Origin of the sequence: Moheibacter stercoris, from assembly GCF_040545805.1 — a bacterium.
Lineage (GTDB): Bacteria > Bacteroidota > Bacteroidia > Flavobacteriales > Weeksellaceae > Moheibacter > Moheibacter stercoris.
Window position 1 is genome coordinate 34,426 of sequence record NZ_JBEPMO010000005.1, and the last position, 26,099, is coordinate 60,524.

Annotated in this window: 21 protein-coding genes and 7 tRNA genes; 16 read left to right on the plus strand and 12 right to left on the minus strand. The window is 35.6% G+C overall.

Annotated elements, in window-relative coordinates; translation table 11 throughout:
* Window positions 1-103: 103 nt before the first annotated feature.
* Window positions 104-562: a peptidoglycan-binding protein LysM gene (lysM, locus tag ABID46_RS05750; RefSeq protein ID WP_354507997.1), complete on the minus strand. Its 459-nt coding sequence runs from the start codon at window positions 560-562 to the stop codon at window positions 104-106.
* Window positions 563-758: 196 nt separating this feature from the next.
* Here lysM and ABID46_RS05755 point away from each other — a divergent pair, with 196 nt between their 5' ends.
* The gene (locus tag ABID46_RS05755) at window positions 759-1,787 is read left to right on the plus strand and encodes an asparaginase (protein ID WP_354507999.1); all 1,029 of its coding nucleotides are present in this window, start codon (window positions 759-761) and stop codon (window positions 1,785-1,787) included.
* 339 nt (window positions 1,788-2,126) lie between these two features.
* Here the strand turns inward: ABID46_RS05755 and ABID46_RS05760 are convergent, their stop codons facing one another.
* Window positions 2,127-3,869: a hypothetical protein gene (locus tag ABID46_RS05760; protein ID WP_354508001.1), complete on the minus strand. Its 1,743-nt coding sequence runs from the start codon at window positions 3,867-3,869 to the stop codon at window positions 2,127-2,129.
* A gap of 85 nt (window positions 3,870-3,954) precedes the next feature.
* On the opposite strand from ABID46_RS05760, the gene ABID46_RS05765 reads away from it, so the two are divergent.
* Window positions 3,955-4,041, plus strand: a tRNA-Ser gene (locus ABID46_RS05765).
* 59 nt (window positions 4,042-4,100) lie between these two features.
* On the opposite strand, the gene ABID46_RS05770 is transcribed toward ABID46_RS05765, so the two are convergent.
* Window positions 4,101-5,447: a serine hydrolase domain-containing protein gene (locus ABID46_RS05770; protein WP_354508003.1), complete on the minus strand. Its 1,347-nt coding sequence runs from the start codon at window positions 5,445-5,447 to the stop codon at window positions 4,101-4,103.
* Window positions 5,448-5,778: 331 nt separating this feature from the next.
* Entirely contained in the window at window positions 5,779-6,507 is a 729-nt protein-coding gene (locus ABID46_RS05775) for a TrmH family RNA methyltransferase (protein ID WP_354508005.1), read from the minus strand.
* Window positions 6,508-6,551: 44 nt separating this feature from the next.
* Between ABID46_RS05775 and tamL the strand changes: the two genes are divergently transcribed.
* The 6 genes from tamL to ABID46_RS05805 all read left to right on the plus strand — a co-directional run bounded on the left by tamL (window position 6,552) and on the right by ABID46_RS05805 (window position 11,564).
* Window positions 6,552-9,140 carry a translocation and assembly module lipoprotein TamL gene (gene tamL / locus ABID46_RS05780; protein WP_354508007.1) on the plus strand — a complete coding sequence of 863 codons (2,589 nt, stop codon included), beginning with the start codon at window positions 6,552-6,554 and terminating at the stop codon, window positions 9,138-9,140.
* Between the two features lie 51 nt (window positions 9,141-9,191).
* Window positions 9,192-10,262 carry a class II fructose-bisphosphate aldolase gene (fbaA, locus tag ABID46_RS05785; protein ID WP_354508009.1) on the plus strand — a complete coding sequence of 357 codons (1,071 nt, stop codon included), beginning with the start codon at window positions 9,192-9,194 and terminating at the stop codon, window positions 10,260-10,262.
* Window positions 10,263-10,305: 43 nt separating this feature from the next.
* A complete protein-coding gene (gene accD, locus ABID46_RS05790) occupies window positions 10,306-11,145 on the plus strand; it encodes an acetyl-CoA carboxylase, carboxyltransferase subunit beta (protein ID WP_354508250.1) in 840 nt (279 codons plus the stop codon).
* Window positions 11,146-11,221: 76 nt separating this feature from the next.
* Window positions 11,222-11,294, plus strand: a tRNA-Gly gene (locus tag ABID46_RS05795).
* A 27-nt stretch (window positions 11,295-11,321) separates the two neighbouring features.
* Window positions 11,322-11,405 (plus strand) — tRNA-Leu (locus ABID46_RS05800).
* 75 nt (window positions 11,406-11,480) lie between these two features.
* A tRNA-Leu gene (locus ABID46_RS05805) sits at window positions 11,481-11,564 on the plus strand.
* 57 nt (window positions 11,565-11,621) lie between these two features.
* Here ABID46_RS05805 and ABID46_RS05810 read toward each other — a convergent pair.
* Window positions 11,622-12,065 (minus strand): hypothetical protein, encoded by a 444-nt coding sequence (locus tag ABID46_RS05810; RefSeq protein ID WP_354508011.1) that lies wholly within the window; start codon window positions 12,063-12,065, stop codon window positions 11,622-11,624.
* Window positions 12,066-12,286: 221 nt separating this feature from the next.
* Between ABID46_RS05810 and ABID46_RS05815 the strand changes: the two genes are divergently transcribed.
* Entirely contained in the window at window positions 12,287-12,691 is a 405-nt protein-coding gene (locus ABID46_RS05815) for a hypothetical protein (RefSeq protein ID WP_354508013.1), read from the plus strand.
* A gap of 63 nt (window positions 12,692-12,754) precedes the next feature.
* Here ABID46_RS05815 and dnaK read toward each other — a convergent pair whose 3' ends face one another.
* Window positions 12,755-14,653 carry a molecular chaperone DnaK gene (gene dnaK, locus ABID46_RS05820; protein WP_354508015.1) on the minus strand — a complete coding sequence of 633 codons (1,899 nt, stop codon included), beginning with the start codon at window positions 14,651-14,653 and terminating at the stop codon, window positions 12,755-12,757.
* Window positions 14,654-15,281: 628 nt separating this feature from the next.
* Here dnaK and ABID46_RS05825 point away from each other — a divergent pair.
* Both ABID46_RS05825 and ABID46_RS05830 read left to right on the plus strand, forming a co-directional pair.
* Window positions 15,282-16,319, plus strand: coding sequence for a sensor histidine kinase (locus ABID46_RS05825; RefSeq protein WP_354508017.1), 1,038 nt, complete (start codon window positions 15,282-15,284; stop codon window positions 16,317-16,319).
* 32 nt (window positions 16,320-16,351) lie between these two features.
* Window positions 16,352-17,083 carry a LytR/AlgR family response regulator transcription factor gene (locus tag ABID46_RS05830; protein ID WP_354508019.1) on the plus strand — a complete coding sequence of 244 codons (732 nt, stop codon included), beginning with the start codon at window positions 16,352-16,354 and terminating at the stop codon, window positions 17,081-17,083.
* Window positions 17,084-17,089: 6 nt separating this feature from the next.
* Here the strand turns inward: ABID46_RS05830 and ABID46_RS05835 are convergent, their stop codons facing one another.
* Genes ABID46_RS05835 through ABID46_RS05845 form a run of 3 tightly spaced genes read right to left on the minus strand, consistent with a single transcriptional unit; the run spans window position 17,090 to window position 19,934 of the window.
* Window positions 17,090-18,310 carry a porin gene (locus ABID46_RS05835; protein ID WP_354508021.1) on the minus strand — a complete coding sequence of 407 codons (1,221 nt, stop codon included), beginning with the start codon at window positions 18,308-18,310 and terminating at the stop codon, window positions 17,090-17,092.
* Window positions 18,311-18,360: 50 nt separating this feature from the next.
* A complete protein-coding gene (def, locus tag ABID46_RS05840) occupies window positions 18,361-18,996 on the minus strand; it encodes a peptide deformylase (protein ID WP_354508023.1) in 636 nt (211 codons plus the stop codon).
* 5 nt (window positions 18,997-19,001) lie between these two features.
* The gene (locus tag ABID46_RS05845) at window positions 19,002-19,934 is read right to left on the minus strand and encodes an N-acetylmuramoyl-L-alanine amidase (protein ID WP_354508025.1); all 933 of its coding nucleotides are present in this window, start codon (window positions 19,932-19,934) and stop codon (window positions 19,002-19,004) included.
* A gap of 159 nt (window positions 19,935-20,093) precedes the next feature.
* Between ABID46_RS05845 and ABID46_RS05850 the strand changes: the two genes are divergently transcribed.
* The 5 genes from ABID46_RS05850 to ABID46_RS05870 all read left to right on the plus strand — a co-directional run bounded on the left by ABID46_RS05850 (window position 20,094) and on the right by ABID46_RS05870 (window position 22,460).
* Window positions 20,094-20,177 (plus strand) — tRNA-Ser (locus ABID46_RS05850).
* A gap of 14 nt (window positions 20,178-20,191) precedes the next feature.
* A tRNA-Pro gene (locus ABID46_RS05855) sits at window positions 20,192-20,266 on the plus strand.
* 97 nt (window positions 20,267-20,363) lie between these two features.
* Window positions 20,364-20,437 (plus strand) — tRNA-Arg (locus ABID46_RS05860).
* An 894-nt stretch (window positions 20,438-21,331) separates the two neighbouring features.
* On the plus strand, window positions 21,332-21,937 hold the full coding sequence (locus ABID46_RS05865) for a hypothetical protein (protein WP_354508027.1): 606 nt from the start codon (window positions 21,332-21,334) through the stop codon (window positions 21,935-21,937).
* Window positions 21,938-22,229: 292 nt separating this feature from the next.
* Window positions 22,230-22,460 carry a hypothetical protein gene (locus ABID46_RS05870; RefSeq protein ID WP_354508029.1) on the plus strand — a complete coding sequence of 77 codons (231 nt, stop codon included), beginning with the start codon at window positions 22,230-22,232 and terminating at the stop codon, window positions 22,458-22,460.
* Between the two features lie 481 nt (window positions 22,461-22,941).
* Here ABID46_RS05870 and ABID46_RS05875 read toward each other — a convergent pair whose 3' ends face one another.
* From ABID46_RS05875 to ABID46_RS05885, 3 genes are read right to left on the minus strand one after another with little or no spacing between them, the layout of a single operon-like run.
* Window positions 22,942-24,558, minus strand: coding sequence for a pyruvate dehydrogenase complex dihydrolipoamide acetyltransferase (locus ABID46_RS05875; protein ID WP_354508031.1), 1,617 nt, complete (start codon window positions 24,556-24,558; stop codon window positions 22,942-22,944).
* Window positions 24,559-24,561: 3 nt separating this feature from the next.
* Window positions 24,562-25,566, minus strand: a complete 1,005-nt coding sequence (pdhA, locus tag ABID46_RS05880; protein ID WP_354508033.1) for a pyruvate dehydrogenase (acetyl-transferring) E1 component subunit alpha — start codon at window positions 25,564-25,566, stop codon at window positions 24,562-24,564.
* Window positions 25,567-25,619: 53 nt separating this feature from the next.
* Complete coding sequence (locus tag ABID46_RS05885) at window positions 25,620-26,096, minus strand: cytidine deaminase (protein WP_354508035.1); 477 nt, start codon at window positions 26,094-26,096, stop codon at window positions 25,620-25,622.
* Between the last annotated feature and the right edge of the window lie 3 nt (window positions 26,097-26,099).

The window sequence follows — 26,099 nt, forward strand, 5'->3', positions numbered from 1 at the left end:
TTAGTATACTTTGATTACAACGTGAAAAACTAGGTTTTAGTTTGCTGGTGGTTAAAAACAAAGTTTCAGGAATGGTTACCTGAAATTTTGTTAGAAGTTGGGTTTATCCTACTGGCGGAATGTAAAGAACTTGTCCAGGGTAAATTTTGTCTGGATCAGTTAACATTGGTTTGTTCGCCTCAAAAATGACTGGATATTTGTTAGGGTCACCATAAACTTCTTTTGAAATTTTGGATAAATTATCACCGCTTTTTACGGTATACATCGTTTTAGAAAAATCTGGTAAATCAAATTTTAACGGTTCAATCAATGTTAAATTGTCTTCTACATTGTCGATTCCATCAACATTTCCAGCAGTTGCCAAAATACGTTGTTTTTCATCTAAATTTTTTGCTGAACCAGAAACTACGATAGAATCCCCGTTAGCGGCAAATGTTACGCCTGATAAATCAAACCCATATTTAGATACGTGATCTTTTACTTTTTGTGCTTTTTCTTCTGGACTTTCAGATCCTCCGAAAATTTTCTCACCTGCGTTTTTGATGAATGAAAATAATCCCATAGTTTAAATTATTTTTAAAGGTTAATACTCGGTATAAAAGTAATCAATAATTATTCCATAAATTTTAAAATTTTAACAAAGTTTCCTAAAATTATTAGCCGAATTTGTTAAAATAAAATATTTTCAGCCATTTAAAAAGTAACGCATATTTGGTGATAAGTCCCTAAATTTCTAACTTGGCGGCAAGTTTACGGATATGAAAACAAAGGTATTATTGATTTATACAGGGGGAACAATTGGAATGGTAAAAGATTACGAAACCCAAACTTTGAAACCTTTTGATTTTGATAACCTTCTGAAACAAATTCCCGAAATTTCACTTATTGATTGTGAGATTGGTTTTACCAGTTTTAAAGATCCTATCGATTCTTCTGATATGTCATCCGATCATTGGGTGATTTTAGCAAAAATGATTGAGGAGAATTATGAGCAATATGATGGGTTTGTGATTTTACATGGAACCGATACGATGGCTTATTCTGCTTCTGCGTTGAGTTTTATGTTAAATGGATTGAAAAAACCAATCATTTTTACCGGTTCACAGTTGCCAGTGGGAGATTTGCGTACCGATGCCAAAGAGAATCTAATAACTTCTATTCATTTTGCTAGCCTACACGAAAATGGGCGTCCAAAAATTTCTGAAGTATGTATTTATTTTGAATATAAATTGTTCAGGGCAAATAGGACGACAAAGATGAGTGCAGAAAATTTTGATGCATTTAGCTCGCCCGATTATCCTGAATTAGGAGAATCTGGGATTCATTTAGTAGTTCATGAACATGCCTTGCGAAAAGAAGATTCAGAACAACCTTTTTCAATCAATTATGCTATGAATACAGAGCTAGGATTGCTGAAAATATTTCCTGGAATGCAAAGAGAGTTTATTGAAAGTATCATGAATTCTTCCAATTTAAAAGCGCTTATAATTGAAGCGTTTGGATCTGGGAATATATTTTCCTTTGAATGGTTCAAAGATTTATTGAGAAAAAAATCCCAAGATGGACTAATCTTCATCATCAATACGCAATGTGCAGCTGGTATGGTGGAATTGGGAAGATATGAAACAAGCGAAATTTTCAAAGAAATAAATGCTGTTTCCGGTTACGATTTAACTACCGAAGCTTCTGTTTGTAAAACAATCCATTTATTGGGGCAAGGAATTTCTTCTCATGAGTTTAAGATTTTATATGAGACAGACCTAAGAGGGGAGTTGTCAAAAAAATAAAATGGTTGTCTTAAAGGCAAGCGTAGTTGAGTTAGCTTGTAGAGAGATTTTTAAGACAACCATGGCTATTTAGGTTGGTATAGGTTGGCTGTTCGGTGTTAATTTTTTAAAGCAAAGTTTTTCACTTAACCTTAATTTTGTATTAGTGTTGAGAGTCCCGTTCTTATGGTTTGTATTTTACTATACATTCCGTATTTCGATTAGAGCAATGCAAAGATGTGAAACAACAACGGATTTATAAAATTTAAGGGCGGACAAAGGGCGGACAAAGTGCAAATCATAGAATATGAGCATTTTGTAAAATAAGTTTTGGGGTGTGAATTTTATGATTTTGTAAAACTACTTCAGTTTTTCACGGTACCAATCAATGAAATCTTGATCTTTTGGGATGTTTAAAACATTTTTTAATCTACGATTTGTTCTTGCCACACTGTCTTTGCTAATACCAAGTGTATTGGAAATTTCTTGAAAATTTAATCGTAAATATAACAAAGCTGCCAGTCGTTTTAGTGCCGGAGTAATTTGCGTGGATTCATTTCCAAGCGTTTCAAAAAAGTTTGGATATAAAATAGTGAATTCTTTTTTGAATCGAAGCCAATCGTCTTCTGTAAGAATCACCAATTTGTTCAATAATTCATGATCAGTTTCTTGAAAATTCGGATTGGAATGTTGAATTTTAGCCGTCATTTCATCAATGATTTTATTTTTTTCGATGATGTCCGATTTAAATTTTTCAATGAAGCTATTGGCTTGGGAAATTTCTTGTTCCTTTTTTTGTAATATGGTTTGATTTTCGATCAATCGTTTTCGATTTAATTCTTGTTTTCGTTTGAAAATAAATATGAACGTTAGAATGGCAAATACAATCAAAGCAACATAAAAGAAATTCAAGATATACGTAATGTATTTGGATCGATTTAATTCCTTTTCTTTTTGTTGTAATATTTCGAAGTTATTTTGTTCGATTGCGATTTTCACCTCATTTGATTGAATAGTTCGGTCTGATTCCTTTATGGTTTTGAGAAGTTTGTCGGCAATGATTAAGGTATTGTGATAATCAGATTTGCTTTTGTAGTAGGAATATAAAAGGGATAAGAATTCTATTTTATTCATACTACATATTTCCCCTTTCTCGAAATAAGGAATAAGTAATTCCACTTTTTCAAAAAAGTTTGGATAGGTATGACTTGCTAAATAATATTTGGCATATAATATATTGCGCTGTTGATATTGACACGGAAAACGTTCAATGTTTTCCATCGTTAAATCATCTAAATAGGATTTTACTTTGCTGAAATTATTTTGGTTAAAATAAAGCATGGCAATGTCATTATTGGAAATGATATTCCATTCCTCAAACTTGGTGTTTTTGGTTGCATTGTAGACATTGTTATGAATGGAAATGGACATGTCTATATTTCCTAGTTTGTTATAAATAAGGGCTTTGGTGTTGAGGATGTTGTATTTTAATCCTTCTGAATAGCTATAGTTGTATTTTTCAGCTTCTTGTAAATAAAACAATGCTTTGGTTTCAAAACCAACATTATAACAGATGTTGGCGATGTTTAACAAGGCTTCTTGTTTCTCAGGAAAATCTTCTTCCTTCAGGTTTTCTAAATATTCGTAAGATTTTAAAAAATGAAAGATTGCTTTTCCATAATCATTGAGTTCATAAAAATAATGAAAGCCTAATGCTTGTCTCGAACGAACTTGTAATTGTTTGATTTTTAAACGATCAGCTTGGTTGATGAACTCATTAATTTCTTGTAAATAATTGCGGTAATTTCTGGAAGACAGGTAGTTTAATCGCATAAATTTACTTTCCAGGATCAGTTCTTGGTCTTTATGCTTTTTGCCTAATTGGTTAATTTTTTCGATTTCCTTATTGTAGGCAACAGAATCTTTGATTAACGCATGGTTGTTATAATAATTTTTAACCAAAAATTCTTGTCTCTCTCCATAGGATTTGTCTAGCAAAAATTCGGCATAAATTTGTGCTTGTACAAATTGTGGAGAAAATAAAAAAATTAGAATATAAAAATAGTAGAATCCTTGCCCTGTAAACTGAAACTGCTTGCCCATTGCAGACAAATATAAAAATTTATCAAAGAACTTTTTTGCTCGTGCGGATTAATTGAAAAATTCATGTAAATTTGCCATCCCAATTAGAGAGGTGTCCGAGTGGTTGAAGGAGCTACCCTGGAAAGGTAGTATACGGGTAACTGTATCGAGGGTTCGAATCCCTTCCTCTCTGCAAGAAACAATAAAACCCATTGATTTTCAATGGGTTTTATTGTTTTAGTATTCTCGTGGTTATTTGCTTTTCTTTTGAATTTTACCAGATATGGAATCTCCTTTTTCTGTATTGTTTTTAGAAGAATTAGATTCCTGAATATTGTTCATGCTATCTAGCTTTCGTTGCAATTTTTCTACCGAATCACTGCCAGTCTCACCATTCGTTCTAGGACTTTCATCAATTTGAAATGGATAATCACCAAATAAACTTACCAAACGGAACGTACTATAAATGGTTCTGTTTTTTCTATTTCCCAAGGCGATAATGGTTGCTTCATTGGCGAAATCACGTACATAGGCAGTGTTATTTCCATGCCACCAACCATTGTGGTAAAGGATTTTGTTCCCATTTTCCCATTCCATTAATCGGAAGCCTAAACCATAGTTTTTGACACCTCTAGACTCATAACTATATCCTTTCCATGCTTTTTCTTTTAATTCTTTTGGCAAAAATTCATCGGCATACATCGCCATGTCCATTTTGAAAATGTCTCGTGGTGTGGAATAAACATTTTTATCGCCATAGGTTATGTCGAGATGATCGTATTTCCACTCGCGTCCATTGTTGTAATAGGATTTGGAAACGTTGGCTGAATCCTTTTTAAAATCCATGACGAACGTGTTCTTCATTCCAAGTGGATCGAAAACCATATATTTCATAGCTTTAGGGAAATCCATTCCCATTACTTTTTCGATAATTAAGGCCAATAAAACAAAATTGGTATTGTTATAAGCAAAATTTCTTCCAGGTTTGTTCAAAGCTTCTGGTTTCAAATTAACCAGAATATCTAAGACATCTTGGTTGGTGATTTTTTTCTTATTGTCCCAGTATTTTTTATCGTCCGAAAGATGAAGATAATTAGGTAAACCGCTACGGTGGTTTAGTAAATTTTCTACTGTTACATTTTCATAAGGGAAGCCTTCTAAATAAGTAGAAACTTCTGCATCCAAATCAATTTTCTCTTTTTCAACCAATTTTAGTATGGCAAGCGCCGTCATAACTTTGGTAATGGATGCAATGTGAAGAGGAGTTTCAGCGGTCATGGCAATTTGGTTTTCAATATCTGAATAACCCGAATATCCTTCATATAGTATTTTACCATGTTGAGCTACTAAAAAGCCTCCGCTGACATTATTTTTTAGCCAAAAGTCAGTGTAGAATTGATCAAGAAATTGTTTTTTGGAAGCAAAATCTTGTGGATCGGTCGATGAGAATTTGACTTTTGAACTCCAATTAACCGAATCGTACCTTGGAATCGTGTCATTTTGTGTCTCTGTATTTAAAACTTGGTCTTTATCGGTTTTTTTACAACTGGTTAGGTTAAAAATAAAAGGGATAACAAGTATCCACAACCAATTTTTCATATCTCTTTTTCTCGTTAGCAAGGCAAATTACTCAATTCTCTTTATTGAATGAAAAATTTTAACTTTTCTATAAGATAGTTTAAAACATAAAATTCTGACCATCAATTAACCAGATTTTAGATGATCATTCTGATTTTGGATTTGTTTCGATTGAATTCAATTCGATGATGGTCCAAATTTAACTAGGAATTATTAGTAACCTAGTGTTGAACTTGAATTTTCATCATTCATTCCTCTTCATAATCATTTTGAGAAAAAAGGAATTTATGTCAAAATTTCATCGATTAAAAACGACCTTATTGCTTTTTTTTGAGGAAGGTATATATTGTAGTTAAAACATTTGAGAAGCTCGTTGACCCAAGATAATACTAGTTGCCATGGCAACATTTAGGCTTTCTGTCATTTGAGTTTTTCCCAATCTTGGAATTGAAATTTTATGAGACACAAACTGCATCAAATCTTCAGAAATTCCATTGGCTTCATTGCCCATTAGCAATAAAGCATCTTTTGGAAAATCAATTTGGTATATATTCTCACCTTCCATAAAGGTGCCCAAAATAGGATGGGAGTAATTTTGAAAAAATTCTTCTAAATCAATGTAATGTAGTTGTACTCTCGTAAAAGATCCCATAGTCGATTGAATCACTTTCGGATTGTAGACATCGACCGTTTCTTTGGAACAAATAATTTGGGCAATCCCAAACCAATCTGCCATTCTGATGATGGTTCCCAAATTTCCAGGGTCGCGTATGTCGTCCAGGCCTATGATAAATCCAGATTTTACGATCGTTTTAGGTTGGGGAATTTCACATAAAGCCAATGCTGTATTGGGTTGTACTAGTTGACTAATTTTCTGCAATTCGCGTTCTGAAATGATGGAAATTTCCGTTTTTGGAGCGTGAAAAATATCTTCAGTCGTAAAGATTTTGGAAACCAAAATTTCACTATTTATGACTTCTTGAATGTTTTTAACACCTTCAACTATAAACTTGTTGTATTTTTGCCTAAATTTTTTTTTAACCAAAGAATTGATTAGTTTGGTTTCATTATTTGTAAGCATTTGACATGAGATTTCTGGGAACAAAGATACTATTATTCATTATAATGAGCTTCGTTGTCTACAGCTGTAGTACGACCAAGAAAGTTCCAGAAGGAGAATTCCTTTTAACCAAAAACAAATTTGAATTTGAGGGGAAAGAAAAACCTTTCAATGGAGTTCTTCAAGATTATGTCAAACAACGTCCCAATGCTGGAGCTTTGTTTGGATTTTTGCCTTTAAAGTTAATGTTATATAACTCTGTACATGAGAAGTTTGATACAACTTTTATGGAGTACTATGATTTGACCAAAAAGAGAAGAACCCAAAAATCCTTGGATAGTTTGTTGGTAAAAAATGGCTTGGAAGAATATGTGGGGAACAACTTATGGATCAGACGATTTTTATTCAACCAAGGTGAACCTCCTGTTATCATCGATACTGCTTTAACGGCTTTTTCTGAAGAAAATCTGGAAACTTTTTATTTTGATCGTGGATATTTTGACGCAGAAGTAAAGTCTGAACATGATTTGGATAGTACGTCCAAAAAAGGAAAGGTTGTTTATGAAATTAATCCAGGTGAGGAATCCATCATCCAAGACTATGCCTACAATATTTCGGATTCAGCTATATATAATCATTATCAAACCTTGATGTTGAGAGGTGGCGAAATCAAAGTAGGTGAGCGTTATGACATGGATAATTTCATTTTGGAACGCAACCGAATTACAGAATATTTGCAAAACCGCGGATATTATCGTTTCAATGAAGATGGGCAAGACATAGAATTCACGGCAGATACAACGATTTCCAACAAGGCTTTAGATGTTGCCTTGTTAATCCCAAAAGGTATCGACAAGGATACAGTAAAAGCAAAACAACAATTTTCGAAATATAGATACGGAACCATTCATATTTATCCGGATTCTAATTATGATAAAAATGCAAGCCCACAACCCAATTATTTGGATACTATTTACGAAGGCTATCATTTGCATTATGTAGATCCCAAAATGAAATATCGTCCGAAATTCTTTACAGATGCGATTGTATTGCGTGAAAATGGACTGTATCGCATCAATTCAGAACAACAAACCAAACGAAATATTTTCAAGAGAGAAGGAGTTTCCATGACGGGTTTTATCAATGAATGGAATCCTGAAAATCCTGAACTGATACAAGGTGATAGTATTATTGATGTTCGAATTTCATTTCGACCAAAGAAAAAATACGATTTGTTCTATGGAGCAGAATTGTCTTGGTCTGAATTTATGAATTTTGGGGTTTCTCCAAGGGTTTCTTTGATCGCACGGAATTTATTTCGAGGGGGAGAGAATTTAGAAACTACCTTAAGGGGAACCTTGGGAAATGTCAACAAAAAATTTACCGATGAAGGAAGTTTTTTCAATGCATTTGAAATGGCTTTTCAAACCAAAATTGGATTTCCTTATTTGTTATTTCCCTTCAACTTAGATCCAGTATTTCCGAAACGATATTACAAACAATCTGATTTTCGAATTGGTGCATCAGTTCAGCGAAACATTGGACTTGGGCGCGTGACCTATTCATCGGGATTGGATTACAACATTTCCTTTCGAGATGCTCAGACGCATATGATAAGCATCTTAAACAATGAATTTGTCAACAATCTTCAACGCGATAATTACTTCAATGTATTTAGTGGAGATAATTCCATTTTGAACAATTTTATCAATCAATATTATTTCCCTTATAATCCAGCAGCTGGAATTCAACATTTTCATGGAGAATTAACAGATGACCAAATCATCCAAATGGTTATCAATGACCAAGCCTTTCAATCCTCCTTAAATGATGATGGAATGTCTGATTATTCCTTGTTTCAAAACATGAATTTCAGAAAGCAATCCATCACACAAAATGTTTTCATTTCTTCCATGTTTTATCAGTATACGCTCAATCAAGCGGAGCGTGCGAGCATTAAAAATCCATGGTTTTTCAGAGGAAAGATTGAATTGGCAGGAAATATTTTGGGATTAATGGACAAGGCTTTCGGATTTTATAAATCGGAATCCGCTTCTGGAAACGAACAAGGAATGGTGTTCAATGTTCCATATTCTCAATTTGTGAAATTGGATTTAGACGTGAGGAAATATTTCAATTTCGGACCCAAAACTACATGGGCAAATCGTTTATTTGTCGGAATCATTCAACCTTATGGAAATTCAGATTTTGTACCTTTTGTACGTAGCTATACAGCAGGTGGCGCCAATGATATTCGTGCTTGGGCTGCCGCAACATTAGGTCCAGCAGATATTCCAAGATTCAAAGGAGGAGATGATGTTTTTGCGATTGAACAATTAAAACTTTTGTTTAGTACCGAGTATCGATTCAATATGATGGGAATGTTCAATGGAGCGTTTTTTGTGGATGCCGGAAACATTTGGGGAACCGACAAAAAGAATGAGTTGACCTTGTTTAAGTTCGATGAATTTTACAAACAATTGGGGATTGGTGGTGGATTCGGCTTAAGATTGGATTTAACATTTTTGATCGCACGATTGGATTTTGCCTACAAATTACATGATCCTAGTTATGCAGAAGGAGATCGTTGGAGATTTGATAATTTCAATATTTTGAAACCGAGAATTGCCTTTGGAATTAATTACCCATTTTAACATAGATTCTCTATATTTGTACCAATTTAAAAGCACTTAATTATATATCCTATGAGTAGAAAGTTTCCTGCCGGAGTTGCAACCGGTTCGTTAGTTAAAGAAATCATTCAAGACGCTAAAGCAAATCAATATGCATTGCCTGCATGTAATGTGATTGGATCTAGTTCGGTTAATGCTGCGATGGAAGCTGCAGTTCAAGTTAATTCACCCGTTATCATTCAGTTTTCAAATGGTGGTGCGGCTTTTAATGCTGGTAAAGGATTGAAAGGAGATAATCAATTGGCTGCAATCAAAGGATCTATTGCGGGTGCATTGCACATCCATACATTAGCAGAAGCTTATGGTGCAACGGTTATTTTACATACCGACCACTGTGCGAAAAATTTAATGCCTTGGATTGATGGTGTGATGGATGCCAATGAAGATTTTTACCACAAAACGGGTAAATCATTGTTCAGCTCTCATATGTTGGATTTGTCAGAAGAACCATTGGAAGAAAACATGGAAATTTCCAAAAGATACTTAGAGAGAATGTCCAAAATCGGAATGACTTTAGAAGTTGAATTAGGAATTACAGGCGGTGAAGAAGATGGTGTTGACAACAGTGGAGTAGATAATTCCTTGTTGTATACACAACCAGAAGAAGTAGCATATGTGTACGAGCAATTGAAATCTGTAAGTGATAATTTCTGGGTTGCTGCAGCATTTGGAAATGTTCATGGTGTATACAAACCAGGAAATGTTGTGTTGACGCCTAAAATTTTGGATAATTCTCAGAAATTTATTGAAGAGAAATTTAATACATCTAAAAATCCAGTGGATTTTGTTTTCCATGGTGGATCTGGTTCTTCTTTGGAAGAAATTAGAGAAGCGATCGGATATGGTGTAATCAAAATGAACATTGATACAGACTTGCAATTTGCCTTTATGGAAGGAGTAAGAAAGTATTTCGATGCGAAAAAGGATTATTTGCAAGGACAAATTGGAAATCCAGAAGGAGCAGACAAACCAAATAAAAAACAATATGACCCTCGCGTTTGGGTTAGAGAAGGAGAAGTTTCCTTCAAAGACCGCTTGATACAAGCGTTTGAGGATTTAAATAATATCAATAGACTTGGATAATTTAGATAATATTTACGAAAACGGAGGAGAAGAGAAAAAGAAGATGGCTTGGTTTAGAAGAACAAAGAAAAATATTACCACAGAACATAAGAAGGATGTGCCAAAAGGACTTTGGTACAAATCACCTAGTGGTAAAATCATTGATACAGAAGAGTTAAAAGCAAATGCTTACGTCAGTCCAGAAGATGATTTTCACGTTCAAATTGGAAGTCAAGAATACTTTGAAATTCTCTTTGATGATTCCAAATTTAAGGAGCTTGACACGAAAGTAGAAAGCAAAGACCCTTTGAGTTGGTCCGATACCCAAAAGTATAAGGACCGATTAAAAGATGTCAAAAAGAAAACAGGCTTAACAGACGCTTTGCGTACTGCTACGGGTGATATGAATGGTCGTGGAGTAGTGGTTAGTGCGATGGATTTTAAATTTATTGGAGGTTCTTTGGGATCTGCCATGGGAGAAAAGATTGTTCGTGCTATGGACTATGCCTTGAAACATAAAATGCCTTACATTTTGATTTCTCAATCGGGTGGGGCACGTATGATGGAGGCTGCTATTTCCTTGATGCAAATGGCGAAAGTTGAAGCCAAATTAACGCAATTAGCTGACGCCAAGATTCCATACATTTCTGTTTTGACCAATCCTACGTACGGTGGGGTAACTGCTTCATTTGCTTCGGTTGGAGATTTGGTCATAGCAGAACCACAAGCCTTGATTGGTTTTGCTGGACCACGCGTTATCAAAGAAACCATTGGTCGAGACCTTCCAGAAGGATTCCAAACCTCTGAATTTCTTTTGGAGAAAGGCTTTGTAGACATGATTGTACACAGAAAAATGTTGAAACGACAGCTTTCTGAGTCCATTAATATGCTGATGCCGATATAAGTACGAAAAATCGATAAAAAACTTCTGAAATAGTTTGTTTTTACCGATTCGGTTTTCTTATATTTGCAACCGCAATGCGAGAATAGCTCAGCTGGTAGAGCACGACCTTGCCAAGGTCGGGGTCGCGGGTTCGAGTCCCGTTTCTCGCTCAAATTGAAAAATTGAAAAGTACCTAAGCCCTGGTGGTGGAATTGGTAGACACGCAGGACTTAAAATCCTGTGCTCATTAGAGCGTGCGGGTTCAAGTCCCGCCTGGGGTACTTAAAAAGGCTGTTAATCTCAAGATTACAGCCTTTTTTTATCAAAATTTCAATTATTCTAAATGATTTTACCATGCCCTGGTGGTGGAATTGGTAGACACGCAGGACTTAAAATCCTGTGTCCATTAGGACGTGCGGGTTCAAGTCCCGCCTGGGGTACTTAAAAAGCTGTAATCTTTGATTGCAGCTTTTTTTTGTTTGGAATCTACAATTTGTTTAATGATACCAATATTCACCTATTATTTCATATCCCGCTTTTGAAAAAGCCTTGATCATTTTCCCTTGTATAGATTCATCTTTTCTATCTTTTCGTAGCTCCGTAAAAAAAATATCAGTAGTACTCTGATGTACTATTTCTTTCTTTCCAGAACTTTTTTCCAAATAGATTGTCTCTATTACCGAATTTTCTTCAGTTAAAAATAGAATGGAATAGTCCTTACTGAAATCATTTATATCCTTTAGATGAACAACCCTTCTCATGATTTCTTTTTGTTGGTTTTCCAATTGTGGCGCATAGTAAAATTCAAAACTTATAGAATCATTTTCAATTCGAAATTCCTGATGTAAATAAGGCTTTTCCAGATCAAATTCATCATAAAATTTTTGTTCTTTCTGGAATTGTTTGTTGAGTAAATCTGTAATTTTTTTTGTCTGAGCCAAACAAGAAAATCCAATTAAAAAGGATAAAAGAAAGAGGAAGTGCATTTTCATTGAAACTATAGAATGATTTACACTTAAAACGTATAATTCAATAATTCATTGTGTTTTACAAATTTCAAATTTTTGTTCTAATTGATTTTAAAAGAAATAGAAACAAAACCAAAATCATCGAATCCTATCTAGAAGTCGATTATCTTTGTACTTAATTTAGAATTCAATTCATGATCTTTCATTATTCCACATCAAGATTGCTAACCTTGTTTATCATTCGATTTTTGCCCACGATTCCTTTTTTCTTTTTAGCCATTGGGATTGGCGAAGTTTTTTGGGTAGGAATTGCGTTTTTATGGGTTTTGCTTTTAGCAGAAATGATCTGGTACATCAAATTTGGATACCGAAAGATTGACTCCGAACAATTGGAAAACTTTTCTCTATTCAATAAAAAAATCATCAAACGAGCAGAATTGCAAAATATCCTTTCGTATAATAACGAATGGGCATTTCGAACCCATGATACCGAAGTTCGATTCAACAGAAATCACATCAAAAAACAACAACGAGAAGAATTTGACCGATTGCTACTAGAAGTTCAACAAGAATTGAAAACTAAACAAAGTCACTCCTAATAAAAAGATAAAAAAAAACCTTGATCCATTGGACCAAGGTTTTTTTTATTTAGTGATAATTTCTTATTTCACTTCTTCGAAATCAACATCTTGCACATTGTCATCTGTTTTCGCATCTGCTGTTGCATCTGCTCCAGGCGTTGCACCTCCTTGTTGCTCATTCATTGCCGCATAAATTTCTTGAGAAGCAGCAGCCCAAACTTCGTTTAATTTTTCAACTGCTGGATCGATTTGAGAAATTTCTTGAGAAGCATGTGCCACTTTTAAGTTAGCCAATGCAGACTCAATCGGTTCTTTTTTATCCGCTGGGATTTTGTCTCCATAATCCTTCAATTGTTTTTCCGTTTGGAAAATCAAAGCGTCAGCTCCGTTGATTTTTTCAATCTTTTCTTTCGCTTCTGCATCTTTCGCTGCATTTTCTTGCGCCTCTTTCTTCATTCTTTCAATATCTGCATCGCTCAATCCTGAAGAAGCTTCGATTTTGATGGATTGTTCTTTTCCAGTTCCTTTGTCTTTCGCAGAAACATTCAAGATACCATTTGCATCGATGTCAAAAGTAACTTCAATTTGAGGAACTCCTCTTGGTGCTGGTGGAATGTCCACTAAGTCAAAACGTCCAATTTCTTTGTTGTCGTTGAACATAGAACGTTCCCCTTGACCGATTCTTAAGGTAACCGCAGGTTGATTATCTGCTGCAGTTGAGAAAGTTTCAGACTTTTTGGTAGGAATCGTTGTGTTCGCATCGATCAATTTCGTGAAAACACCACCCAAGGTTTCAATTCCTAAAGACAATGGCGTAACGTCCAACAATAAAACGTCTTTTACATCACCTGTCAAAACACCACCTTGGATAGCAGCACCAATTGCTACAACTTCATCTGGATTCACTCCTTTAGAAGGAACTTTTCCGAAGAATTTTTCAACTTCTTCTTGGATTTTTGGGATACGTGTTGATCCACCTACCAAGATTACTTCATCAATATCAGAAGCTGACAATCCTGCATCGCTCAAAGCTTTCTTACAAGGCTCCATTGAACGACGTACCAAATCGTCTGTCAATTGCTCAAATTTTGCACGAGTCAAAGTTTGAACCAAGTGTTTAGGTCCAGTTTCATTTGCCGTGATATAAGGCAAGTTGATTTCCGTTTGAGAAGAAGAAGACAATTCAATTTTTGCTTTTTCAGCCGCTTCACGTAAACGTTGCAAAGCCATTGCGTCTTTTTTTAAATCTACACCTTCTGCCGCTTGAAATTCTGAAGCCAACCAGTTGATGATTGCATTGTCAAAGTCATCACCACCTAAGTGCGTATCACCATTTGTAGACAATACTTCAAAAACTCCGTCACCCAATTCCAAGATAGAAATATCAAATGTACCTCCACCTAAGTCATACACTGCAATCTTTTTGTCGCTATTGGATTTATCCAATCCATACGCCAAAGCTGCAGCTGTAGGTTCGTTGATAATACGTTCTACTTTCAAACCAGCGATTTCACCCGCTTCTTTTGTTGCTTGACGTTGTGCGTCGTTAAAGTAAGCAGGAACTGTAATAACCGCTCTTGTTACTTCTTGTCCTAAATAATCTTCAGCTGTTTTCTTCATTTTTTGAAGTGTCATCGCTGAGATTTCTTGTGGAGTATAGTTACGACCATCGATTTCAACACGTGGTGTATCATTGTCTCCTTTTACCATTTTATATGGAACTTGATCAAATTCCTTCAACATTTCTGAGTATTTTGTACCCATGAAACGTTTGATCGAATAAATCGTTTTATGTGGATTGGTTACTGCTTGACGTTTCGCAGCATCACCAACTTTTCTCTCGCCGCCTTCTACAAATGCCACGATAGATGGGGTCGTTCTCTTACCCTCAGCGTTTGGAATAACAGTCGGGTCACTACCTTCCATTACCGCAACACAAGAGTTCGTCGTACCTAAGTCAATACCAATAATTTTGCTCATATCGTTTTTTATTTTCTAAATTCTAAATTGTTTAATTTGTCAGTTTATAGTCAATCATTATGCCAACGCATAGATTTTTCCTTTTTGGCAGATTTCGGGTGACAGATTGACATAAACCTTCAATATCGGATTTAGAAATACGACAAAATGAATCCTTTTATTACCTATTGGGCGTGCCCTTGTTGCCAAAATACTAGATTGCCATATCAGAAATTTTGTATGGCAACAAGGTCGTGCTATCCGCTGCAATCTTTTCAAACTTTCAAAGTTTAAAAAGGATTTCCGCTACTATCACTCACGCGTATTTGAGAATCCTTACACTCAATGATCCAAAAAAATTCTAAACAATAGCTGATCCTTTCAGACTGAAAATTCTATCCGTTTCAAATTCGTCGATAAAATTCCCGAGTTGGTCGATTGTTTTTTTTCAATACAAGAATTAATGAGAAGTTTGCGTCAGAATTCCATAAATCAAGAGCGGTTAGGGTATTCTGAGATTAAAGAATTTGAAGGATTAGGGTGGGGAGCAAAAATTGAAAAGCCAAATGTAAATTTTCTCCATCCTTTTTTTATACACGAAATTTTCTATCAACCCTAAATTCCAACTAAATTGATAAATTTGTTAGGTATGACAAATCAAAAACAAGTTTCCAAAATCATCATCCACCTCTTGGTATGGTTAGTTTTGATGTCGATGCCTTATTTACTATCGCTAGGAACCGATGCTCCCAATTTTGACCGAATCATCAAATTCAATTTGATTCCCTTATTGCTTTTTGCCATCGTATTTTATGCCAACTATTTGTACTTGATCGATAAATTTCTGTTTCAGCGGAAGTTTCTCATCTTCATTCTTGCGAATTTGCTCTTGTTCTTTTTGACGATTTTATTTCGTCAAACCATTCTCATTCAGGTCTTAGAATATTTTGAAATTTATTACCAAAACAAACAAGGAGGAAGCAAATCCTTGATCATTTACTTAAATACATTGTCCTTATTTGTTCCTTTGATTTTCTCCATTGCACTCAAAATGGGGGAAAGGTGGTCCAATTTGGAAAGTCAACGAAAGGAAGTTCAAAACACCAAACTTCAATCAGAAATTCAACATTTGAAATACCAATTACAACCCCATTTCTTTTTCAATTCGCTGAACAATATTTATTCATTAGTCGATTTGTCACCAGAAAAAGCCAAAGTGACGATTCATTCTTTGGGGAAATTGATGCGTTACCTTTTGTACGAATCCAATACCGAAAAGGTGGAATTGCGCAAGGAAATCGATTTTTTGGAGAAATACATTGAACTGATGAACCTCAGAACTTCTGAAAATGTGGAAGTAACAAAAGAATTTGAACAAGTGAAATCATCTATTCAAGTTGCTCCTTTGTTGTTTATATCCTTGATAGAAAATGCGTATAAACATGGAATTTCTTCTACTCAAAAAAGTGTCATTCAGTTTGATTTACAGGTTCAAAATGACACCATCATCTTTAAATCCAAAAATTCAAATTTCCCAAAGTCTTCTGAAGATCAATCGGGTTCAGGGATTGGTTTGGATAATTTGAAAAAACGATTGACCTTGTTGTATCCCAATCGTCATGAATTGAAAATTTCTTCCGATGAAAATTGGTTTCAAACCGAATTAATTCTCGATATAGGTTCGTAAAATTACACGGAGAATCTTTTTACCTTTGGTAAATGGATCGGAAAATCAAATGCGTACTAGTAGACGATGAGCCAATTGCGTTGGCTTTATTGGAGAAATATGTCAGTCAAACGCACTTCTTGGAGTTGGTTGGTAAATTCTCCAATGCCAAAACTGCTTTGGAATTTGTGGAAAACAATGAAGTAGAAGTCGTTTTTACCGATATTCAAATGCCTGATTTAAGCGGAATGGAATTCTCTAAAATGATTCCTAAAAACATCAAACTTGTATTTACCACCGCTTTTGATGAATATGCTGTTGAGGGTTTCCGAGTAGATGCGATGGATTATTTATTGAAACCTTTTGATTTGATCGAATTCCAAAAAGCAGCTTTTAAAGTAAAAGAATGGATTGAGTTGGTGCAGTCCAAAAATTCTCCAACAGGAGAGGAAGAAAACGCTAAAAAATTCCTTTTTGTGAAATCTGAATACAAACAAATCAAAATTGATCTCGACAAAATTGATTTCATAGAAGGTCTAAAAGATTATGCGAAAATTTGGATAACTGACCAGCCAAAACCCATTTTGACCTTGATGAGTTTGAAAAAATTAGAAGAAGAATTACCTGTCAATCAATTCATGCGAATTCATCGATCTTTTATCATTTCCTTGGATAAAATCGAAAAAATCGAACGAAATCAAGTTGTGATTCGTGATAAATTCGTACCCATTTCCGATCAACACAAAGAAGTTTTTCAGGAATATGTGAAAAGAAATTCTGTGTAACTATTCTTAAATTCCAATTTCAACTTGGAATCGTACATACCAGTTGTTCTTGTCTTGATTCAACATGAAATCCTGCATTTCATAGGTTCCTTCCGCTTGGATTTTGAAAGCATGTTCCCAAATGTATTTGGTTAAACCCAAAGAGAATTGTTGTGTATTGGGCTCAAATGGTCGAATCTTGTCATCAACCCATTGGTTGGAATAACGACCAATCAACTCATAATTATTGCGGAACAAATAACTAGTTTGAAAATCCAAACCTTCCCCTACAAAAACATAACGAACATCGTTTGCATCTTCAGGATTATACGTAATCGGATTTTTTGCTGTTCTGTTCATATAAGCCGATTGAAACGACCAACCATTGTATTTGAAAATTAAATCCCCAAACAATGATTGCATGGTTCTAGCTTCAAATAATTCATTTCCCGTTTGTCCACGTTCGCGTCTTGCTTTGTTATTTTGGTGGAAAGCTGCTGACAACATCAACTTTGGTTTTTCTTCACGTTGGATATCTCCTTCAAAGAAGGCTCCAGTTTTTTTGAAAGCACCCAATGGAAAAATCTCAGCTTTACCCGTTAGTGCCAAACCTGTATCGCTGTTATCGGTCCAATTTCGACCTTCTCCCAAACTTATGGCTCCTCTAAAGTTATAAGAAAATTTGTTTGAAAACTCATTCGAATTGTGGATTTGTAATCCAAAATCACGGTCAATATTGAATTTTGAGTTGTTGATGCTACGATCGGTTAATTGTAAGGCTCCCGATGAATTCAATCGTTGTCTATTACCTGGTAATTTGGTTTGACCAAAAGAAAAATCCCAATGTTCGTTTGGTTTGTAAACGATGACCGCATCTCGAATTACATTCAAATTTCCTCCATCTTCAACTTCTCCTACATCTTCAGGTGCAAAAGATAACTGAATAGAGTACATGAATTCTGGGCTTCCTACATATCCATCAAAACGCAATCTTAAACGTCTAATTTGCGCATCGATTGATTCTTCATCACCTTCTCTGTCCCAATAAGTCACACGATTTTGCATTCGGAATCGAATGTTCAATTGGAAAATACTATCAGGCGAGGTTAAGCCTAAACCTTTCCCATAACTATAGTAGGGTAAAGCAGCATGTTTTACTTCTTTGTCAATGGTGTCAAATTTAATAATTTGAGCGTTTGAGAATACTCCCAAACATATGATAAATACAAGGATAATAAAATTTTTCATTGAGGTAAATTTCGATTTGCAAAACTAATTGATTTCACTGCTATCTGTCGTTAGGATTTCAATAAATAAATTCTATCGTTGCCAAATTTCTCATAAATCTGATTTTTTTGTTCATTGATTCGGTCAATTAACAAAATCCCATCTAAATGATCTCGTTCATGTTGAAAAATAACTGCAGTAAAACCTTCTAAATTTTCTTCGATCGTTTTTCCTTCTAAATTCTGATAGCGAACTTGAATTGCATAATGTCTATATACCAAACCACGATCGTCAAATGACAAATCACCTTCAGGACCAATTTGCATTAAATTAGAAGCCCAAATAATTTCGGGGTTGATGAAAACCTCATAGGGTTGATTGGGTTTGTCAAATCGTTGAACCAACATCATTCTTCGATTGATTCCTACTTGTGGAGCTGCGATTCCAACACCTGTGTTTAAAGGATCTTGAACGGATTTTAACATACGTTCGTACAACAATTTTGTCAACTTATGTTTCGGACTGATGGGTTTGGAAACCGATTTTAAGATGATAGAATCTTCTGGAATGGGCAATTGTGTTACACGCATCATTTCGGAAGAATTCGTTTCGATTAAGGATTTTTCCTCTTTGGTGAATTTTTCAAATTTTTGTCCGAATCCAATTAATGAAATCCCCAAAAAGAAGATGATGAAACAATTTTTCATGTATACTAGGATCTATATTTTAATACCAATGCCTTTAAAATTGCCCAAGTTTCGGCATCGATAATTCCATCGTATTTTTCTGGACGGAAGTGATATTGAAAGGCTTGCAAAACTTTTTGAGTTTGAGGGTCCCAAATTCCTGTTTTTTGAATTTCATAGCCGTATTTCTCTAAATCGGCTTGAACCGATTGGATGAAACTCATCGAATCTTTTTCAGCATAGGGGAATTGTCCCAAATAGGTTTGTTTGTGGAAATCTTCGTACCATGCACCAATTCTATGTTTTTCGTACATATATTTCCAAGGGAATTTCGGTCCTGGATCATGCTTTCTTCCTGGTGCAACATCGGAATGAGCCAATACATTGACAGGGTCAATTTTGTATCGCGTTATGATATCCTTGCAAAGTTCGGCAACTTTGTCCACTTGTTTTTGTGGGAAATCGTAAAAATAGCGGGTGTCGGTGATGGTTCCATCGGCATTTGTGTTAAATGTTCCGGTGTAACCTTGGTTCACGATTTCAATTCCAATTGAAGAAAAATTCAAGTTATTGATCCCTTTCCAGAAACTTGCTCCTGCATGCCAAGAACGTTTGGATTCATCGACCAACAAATAAATGGAATCTGAACCATCATTGGGAATTAAATAATGCGAGCTGACTTCCTGTTGTGTCAAAACTTTCATGGATAGAGAATCATTTAACGCGGTATAGTGAAGAATTAAGAATCGTACGCGATCATCTTGTCCTTTTGCTGGATATTTAGATGTTGAGATATGAAAGTTGTCTAGTTTCGCCATACGAACCGATTCATACCTATCTGTGGTTTGGTTAATAATGACGGTATCTCGTACAACCTGCTTGATCACTTTTGGGGGTTGCGATGCGCAAGAACTGATGATAAAAACGACCAAAAGGCCGATGTAGTAAGAAAATTTCACTTTTTTGAGGATTTAATATTTTGCTGATACAAAAATAGTTAAAAAGAATTTTACGAAAAAAGTAAAAAAACTTGTCAAAATATTTGCGAAACTTAAATAAACACTATAGTTTTGCATCCGCTTTCACAGTATAACTGTTGTGATCGCAGGAAGACAGGAGGAGAGGTGCCAGAGTGGTAATGGAGCAGATTGCTAATCTGTCGACGCGAAAGTGTCGCCAGGGTTCGAGTCCCTGTCTCTCCGCAACTTGAAATACTCGGGGTGTAGCGTAGCCCGGTCATCGCGCCTGGTTTGGGACCAGGAGGTCGCAGGTTCGAATCCTGCCACCCCGACTTTTTTAATCTCAAAATTTCAAGTAACATTTGTGAAACGAATTTTGAGATTTTTATTTGATTCTAATCCCAATAGAATCAAGAAATAAAATATCCAGGTCGCGTAGCTCAGCTGGATAGAGCATCTGCCTTCTAAGCAGACGGTCAGGGGTTCGAATCCCTTCGCGATCACAGAAAAGCCACCATACGGTGGCTTTTTTGTTTTTATTTCTTTTCATATTTCTTTAAAACATATCTGGATAGTGCATCCCGACTTTTTGTCGGGACGGTCAGGGGTTCTCCCGATAGTTATCGGGACTTCGCGATCACAAAAAAGTCACCTTTCCGGTGGCTTTTTTGTTTTTCCATAGTTTCGTATTCCTCTTTTACATTTTTAATCATAATTTTAATTGAATAAGCTCAGCTGAATATAGCATTCCGAACTTTAGTCGGGACGGTCAAGGATTCTCCCGATAGCTATCCCCGCTCCCGCACTCCCGAAGCGTCGGGAGCATCCTGTGGTTTAAGATATACAAATCTCCGCCCCCCCGCTGCCATACGATTGCATCGTGTGGCTTAAGATTAAACCAAGAAACCTTCCTTTCATTGAATAATTGAATTACATATTAAAGCTTCAGATTTGTTCTTAAATTCCCCCCGCTGCCGCACTCCCGAAGCGTCGGGAGTATCGTGTGGATAAAGATATACATGCCTCCGCTACCGCACTTCCGAAGCATCGGGATTTCGTTTGGTTTAAGAAAAAACCAAAAAGCCTTCCATTGATTTAATTATCAAAATAAATAATTCAGTTTCTAATTAATTCTTAAATTCATCATTAATAAACTTAAAACCAAAATGCTAAAATTGTGTTCTTTAAAAGTATTAAAAGCCACACGATACACTTCGTTAATCGTGCGGGAGCGGGGGGATTAATATAATAAATAGGACTTTTAGTGTTGGGAGAAGAAATAATGTACTAAATAAAAATTATTCGGGTACATTAGGAATCATTAATTTCAATGTGACGGGTGAATATAAAGGTGAAAATTTTACAGCAGGAACACTAAATATAATAAAAAAATGACAATGAAATTTTTAATTTTAATATATATTCTATTACCAATTATTGGATTTGGTCAAATCATAAATGAAGATGTCATATATGTTGGAAAAGAAAAAGTCGAAAATAATAAATTTTACGTAGGTCTATTGTTATACGAAATATGTCCAGGAGTAACTAGTATTAGTTGTTCTAGAGATATATCTATTTTATATGATGAAACTTTAAAAATAAATGATTTCGTAAGTAACAAAGGTATTTTAAGTTATAAGCTAAACGATAAAGATACATTAGTCCTATACGTTAATTTTTTAGGCAAGAGTGACGGTTTTTGGGCAAAGAATTTTCAAATAAAAAATATCAGTAATTTAAAGTATAACATTAAAAAAAGAATTGACATAAATAAAAAGATTAGTTATCAAAAATTGCAATTTAAAACATCGGAAATATTAGTATATAAAATCAAGGTTGAATTTCTAAACCGTGAACTTTTTTCCAGAAATATTGAAGTTGCAACTGAATCCACATATGTGACAGTTTATGTAATTGGAGGTGAAAGAAAGGAAATGTTAGGAAACAAAACATCCATTCATGAAACAGAACATATTAACGAATTAAATAAAAGGGGGTAAAGGGTACCCCCGCGTCCGCACGATTACGTCGTGTGATTGTATGAAACAGGAACAAAAGATGATTATACCTATGATGCAAATGATTTTCGAGTAAATGACTTTGAGAAAGTTATTTACGAAGAAACCGAGCGAAGCTCCATGATCTCCGATTTAAACAAAGGAATTTCCGAAATTAAATATAATCACCTAAATTTACCTACAGAGATTAGTTGGGCCGGAAGTTCAAATAAGATAAGATATGTTTATCCCGAAAGCTATCGGGACAGCAGGTCAAAAAGTTAAAAAGACAGTGGTGGACGGCTCTACAACGAAAATAGTAGATTATTTAGATGGTTTTCAAACCGAGGAACGAGGTTCGCGAATACCCGTTGGAGCGATAGCGACACAACTAAGCAACAATGAGCAATATGCAGGAGAAGTTTTACAATTCTTCCCGCATCCGGAAGGTTACGTCAAAGCAACACCAGGAACTGCTTCGATTAATTCTCCCCCCGCTGCCGCACGATTGCATCGTGTGGTCTAAGATATACAAGCCACTTCTTTTACGGAGTGGTTTTCTTACTTATAAGCTAGTCGAGTTTTAGCATCGCGGATAAGCGCATCGAGGTTGTAAAGGATCCCCGCTCCCGCACGATTGTATCGTGTGGTAAAAAATAAACAGAAAGCCACTAGTTTTTGGTTTTTTAATAGTACTTCTTTTGTCTTAATTTTCTTTTTTGGTCATAACTATAGCAACCTCTTGTTTTAGGTCGTAGCAATAACAGGTCATGAAAAATTGAATGCAATAGAAAATAAAAAAGGGATCAAAGGGTCTCCCTTGCAAGTGCAAATTAGACCGGTCACGGGGTAATTTGCTAACTTGCAACCCTCACACTACATCATTTTGAGTTTCCCGAGTTCGTCCTGATTTAATCATTCCATCTAACAATTTATTGATATAAAATATCATAAAAAAAATCCGAAGACATTTATCTTCGGATTTCTATTTTTAAAGCTTTTTGAGCTTATACAAACATCGTAATTGGATTTTCAAGGTACATCACCAAAGTTTGTAAGAATTGCGCTCCCGTAGCTCCGTCTACGGTTCTATGGTCACAAGCCATACTTAACTTCATCGTGTTCCCAATCAGAATCTGACTGTTTTTTACAATCGGTTTTTCAATAATCGCACCTACCGACAAAATACAAGAGTTCGGTTGGTTGATGATCGAGGTGAACGATTCAATTCCAAACATTCCCAAATTGGAAACAGAGAAGGTACTTCCTTCCATTTCGTCTGCTTTCAATTTTCTATCGCGTGCACGTTTTGCCAAATCTTTGACTTCACCTGAAATTTCTCCGAACGATTTGAAATCGGCATTTTTCACAACTGGAACCAACAATCCGTCTTCTACAGCAACAGCCACCCCAATGTTGATATCTCCATGGATAATCGTTTCTTCTCCTTTCCAAGAAGAATTCACATTCGGATGTTTTCTCAATGCCAAAGCACAAGCTTTTACAATGATGTCATTGAACGAAATCTTAGTTTCCGGATACATGGTATTGATTTGTGTACGCGCTTCCATACAAGAATCCATATTTACTTCCACATTCAAATAATAATGAGGAGCGGTAAATTTGGATTCAGAAAGACGTTTGGCAATAACTTTTCTCATTTGAGAATTCGCAACCGTTTTGCTTTCTGCTTTCACATAAGCCTGAGCTGCTGAACTAGCAGCGGCAGTAGGCGTATAATTTTCAATATCTTTTTTGATAATTCTTCCGCCATCACCCGAACCTTGAACACGACTAATGTCGATTCCTTTTTCTTTTGCTAATGATTTCGCTAGAGGAGAAGCAAAAACTCTTTCTCCCGTTGCTTTTGGTGTTTCTACTTTTGGTTCTTCCTTAGCTGGAGCAGCTTCAGGAGCTTTTTCAACTTTTGGCTCTTCTTTTTTCTCAGCTTTAGGAGCAGCCGCAGCTTTTGCTTTTGGCTTTCCACCTGTTAATCCTGAAACATCTGTTCCTTCTGGACCTATAATCGCTAATACTGTATCTACGGGAGCTGATTTTCCTTCTTCTGCACCAATATATAATAAAGTTCCGTCATATTCACTTTCGAATTCTTGAACGGCTTTATCGGTTTCAATTTCGGCTAAAATATCACCTTCCGAAACTTTGTCTCCAACATTTTTATGCCATTTTGCAACCGTTCCTTCTTCCATCGTATCGCTTAAGCGCGGCATAGAAATAACGTTTACGCCTTCTGGGATTTCAGCAGAGGTAGTTTCTTCTGTTTCTTCAGCAATTTCTTCTGATTCTACATTTTCCAAAGGATCGGCTTCAGATTCCAAAGAATCATCTGCTTTTGCCTCATCGGATTCAGTTGAAACTTCTTCACCTTCTTCACCGATAATAGCCAAAACGCTATCAACTTTCGCTGTTTTTCCTTCCTCTACACCTTGAACAAGTAGAATTCCGTCATATTCGCTTTCAAATTCTTGAATGGCTTTATCCGTTTCGATTTCAGCTAAAATATCGCCTTCCGAAACTTTATCTCCAACATTTTTGTGCCATTTGACAACTGTTCCTTCTTCCATTGTGTCGCTCAATCGCGGCATTGTGATCTTGTGCGCCATAGTTTAGTTGTTTTCGTATTTATCAATAAACGGATAATCTTGCTGAGAATAGGTATATTTATACATGGTATCAGGTGAAGGATAAGCTGAGTCCTCTGCGAATTTTTCACAAGCTTCAACATCGGCTTTTACTTCTTCCATGATTTTGTCCAATTCTTCTTGCGTCGCATATTTGTTTTCCAAAATAGCATGTTGAACAGCTAAAATTGGATCTTCATTTTTGTATTGTTCTACTTCTTCTTTGGTACGATAAGGTTCTGCATCGGACATAGAGTGACCTCTAAAACGATAGGTTCTGATGTCCAAGAAAGTAGGTCCGTCTCCGCGTCTTGCTCTTTCGACTGCTTCATAAGCAGCTTCTGCAACTTTGACAGGATCCATTCCATCTACCACAAATGAAGGCATTTCATATCCTAAACCTAATTTGTACAAATCCAAATGGTTGGCAGTTCTTGCAACTGAAGTTCCCATAGCATATTGGTTGTTTTCACAAACAAAAACCACTGGTAATTTCCAGTTCATAGCCATGTTAAAGGTTTCGTGCAAGGTTCCTTGACGAGCTGCACCATCACCAAATAAACAAATAGTCACACCATCGCGGTTGTTGAACTTGTCTCCAAATGCAATTCCTGCTCCCAATGGAATTTGGCCACCAACGATACCATGTCCACCATAAAATTTATGGTCTTTGCTGAAAACGTGCATAGAACCTCCCAATCCGTTAGAAGTTCCTGTTTCTTTCCCACAAAGTTCTGCCATGATACGTTTTGGATCAACTCCCATAGCCATAGGCCAAACGTGACAACGATATGCGGTTACAACACTGTCTTTTCCAGGCTGCATTGCATGTAGAAATCCAGCAGGCAAAGCTTCTTGTCCATTGTATAAATGTAAGAATCCGCGAATTTTTTGTTTCAAATATAGAGAACGGCATTTATCTTCAAATCTTCTCCAGAAGTTCATGTCTCGGTACCACTGAAGGTAGGTTTCTTTTGTTATCTTTTCCATAAAAGCTATCGTGAATGGCAAATTTAAACGTAATAATTTAGTTGTGCAAACCTCTATTGGTTCAACATTTTGCTATTAAAATTTAAAGGTAAAATGGATTGTGCAGAAGGTATATGAATCAATGAACCTGAATTGTTGTGCAAAATGATTTCGATGTTTTCATTTTGAAGGTTTTCATATTCCAAAATCGCTTGTCTACACATTCCACAAGGGGAAACATCCTGATCAGTATCCAAAACTGAAACGGCAAGAATCAATTTTTTCTGTTCTGGGAAGTTTGCATGAACATAGTTTAATAAAGTTCTTTCGGCACAAGTTCCAACCGGATAAGAAGCATTTTCTTGGTTGTTACCCACAAGAATTTCTCCGTTTTCCAATAAAACAGCTGCTCCAACATGGAAATTCGAATAGGGTACATGGGCTTTTTTTGCGATTTCAATTGATTTTTTAACCAAATTTTTTCTTGTTTCGTCTAGTTCATCTAGACTCGAATATTTGATATACTCAAATTGATATTGAATTTTTTCCATTTA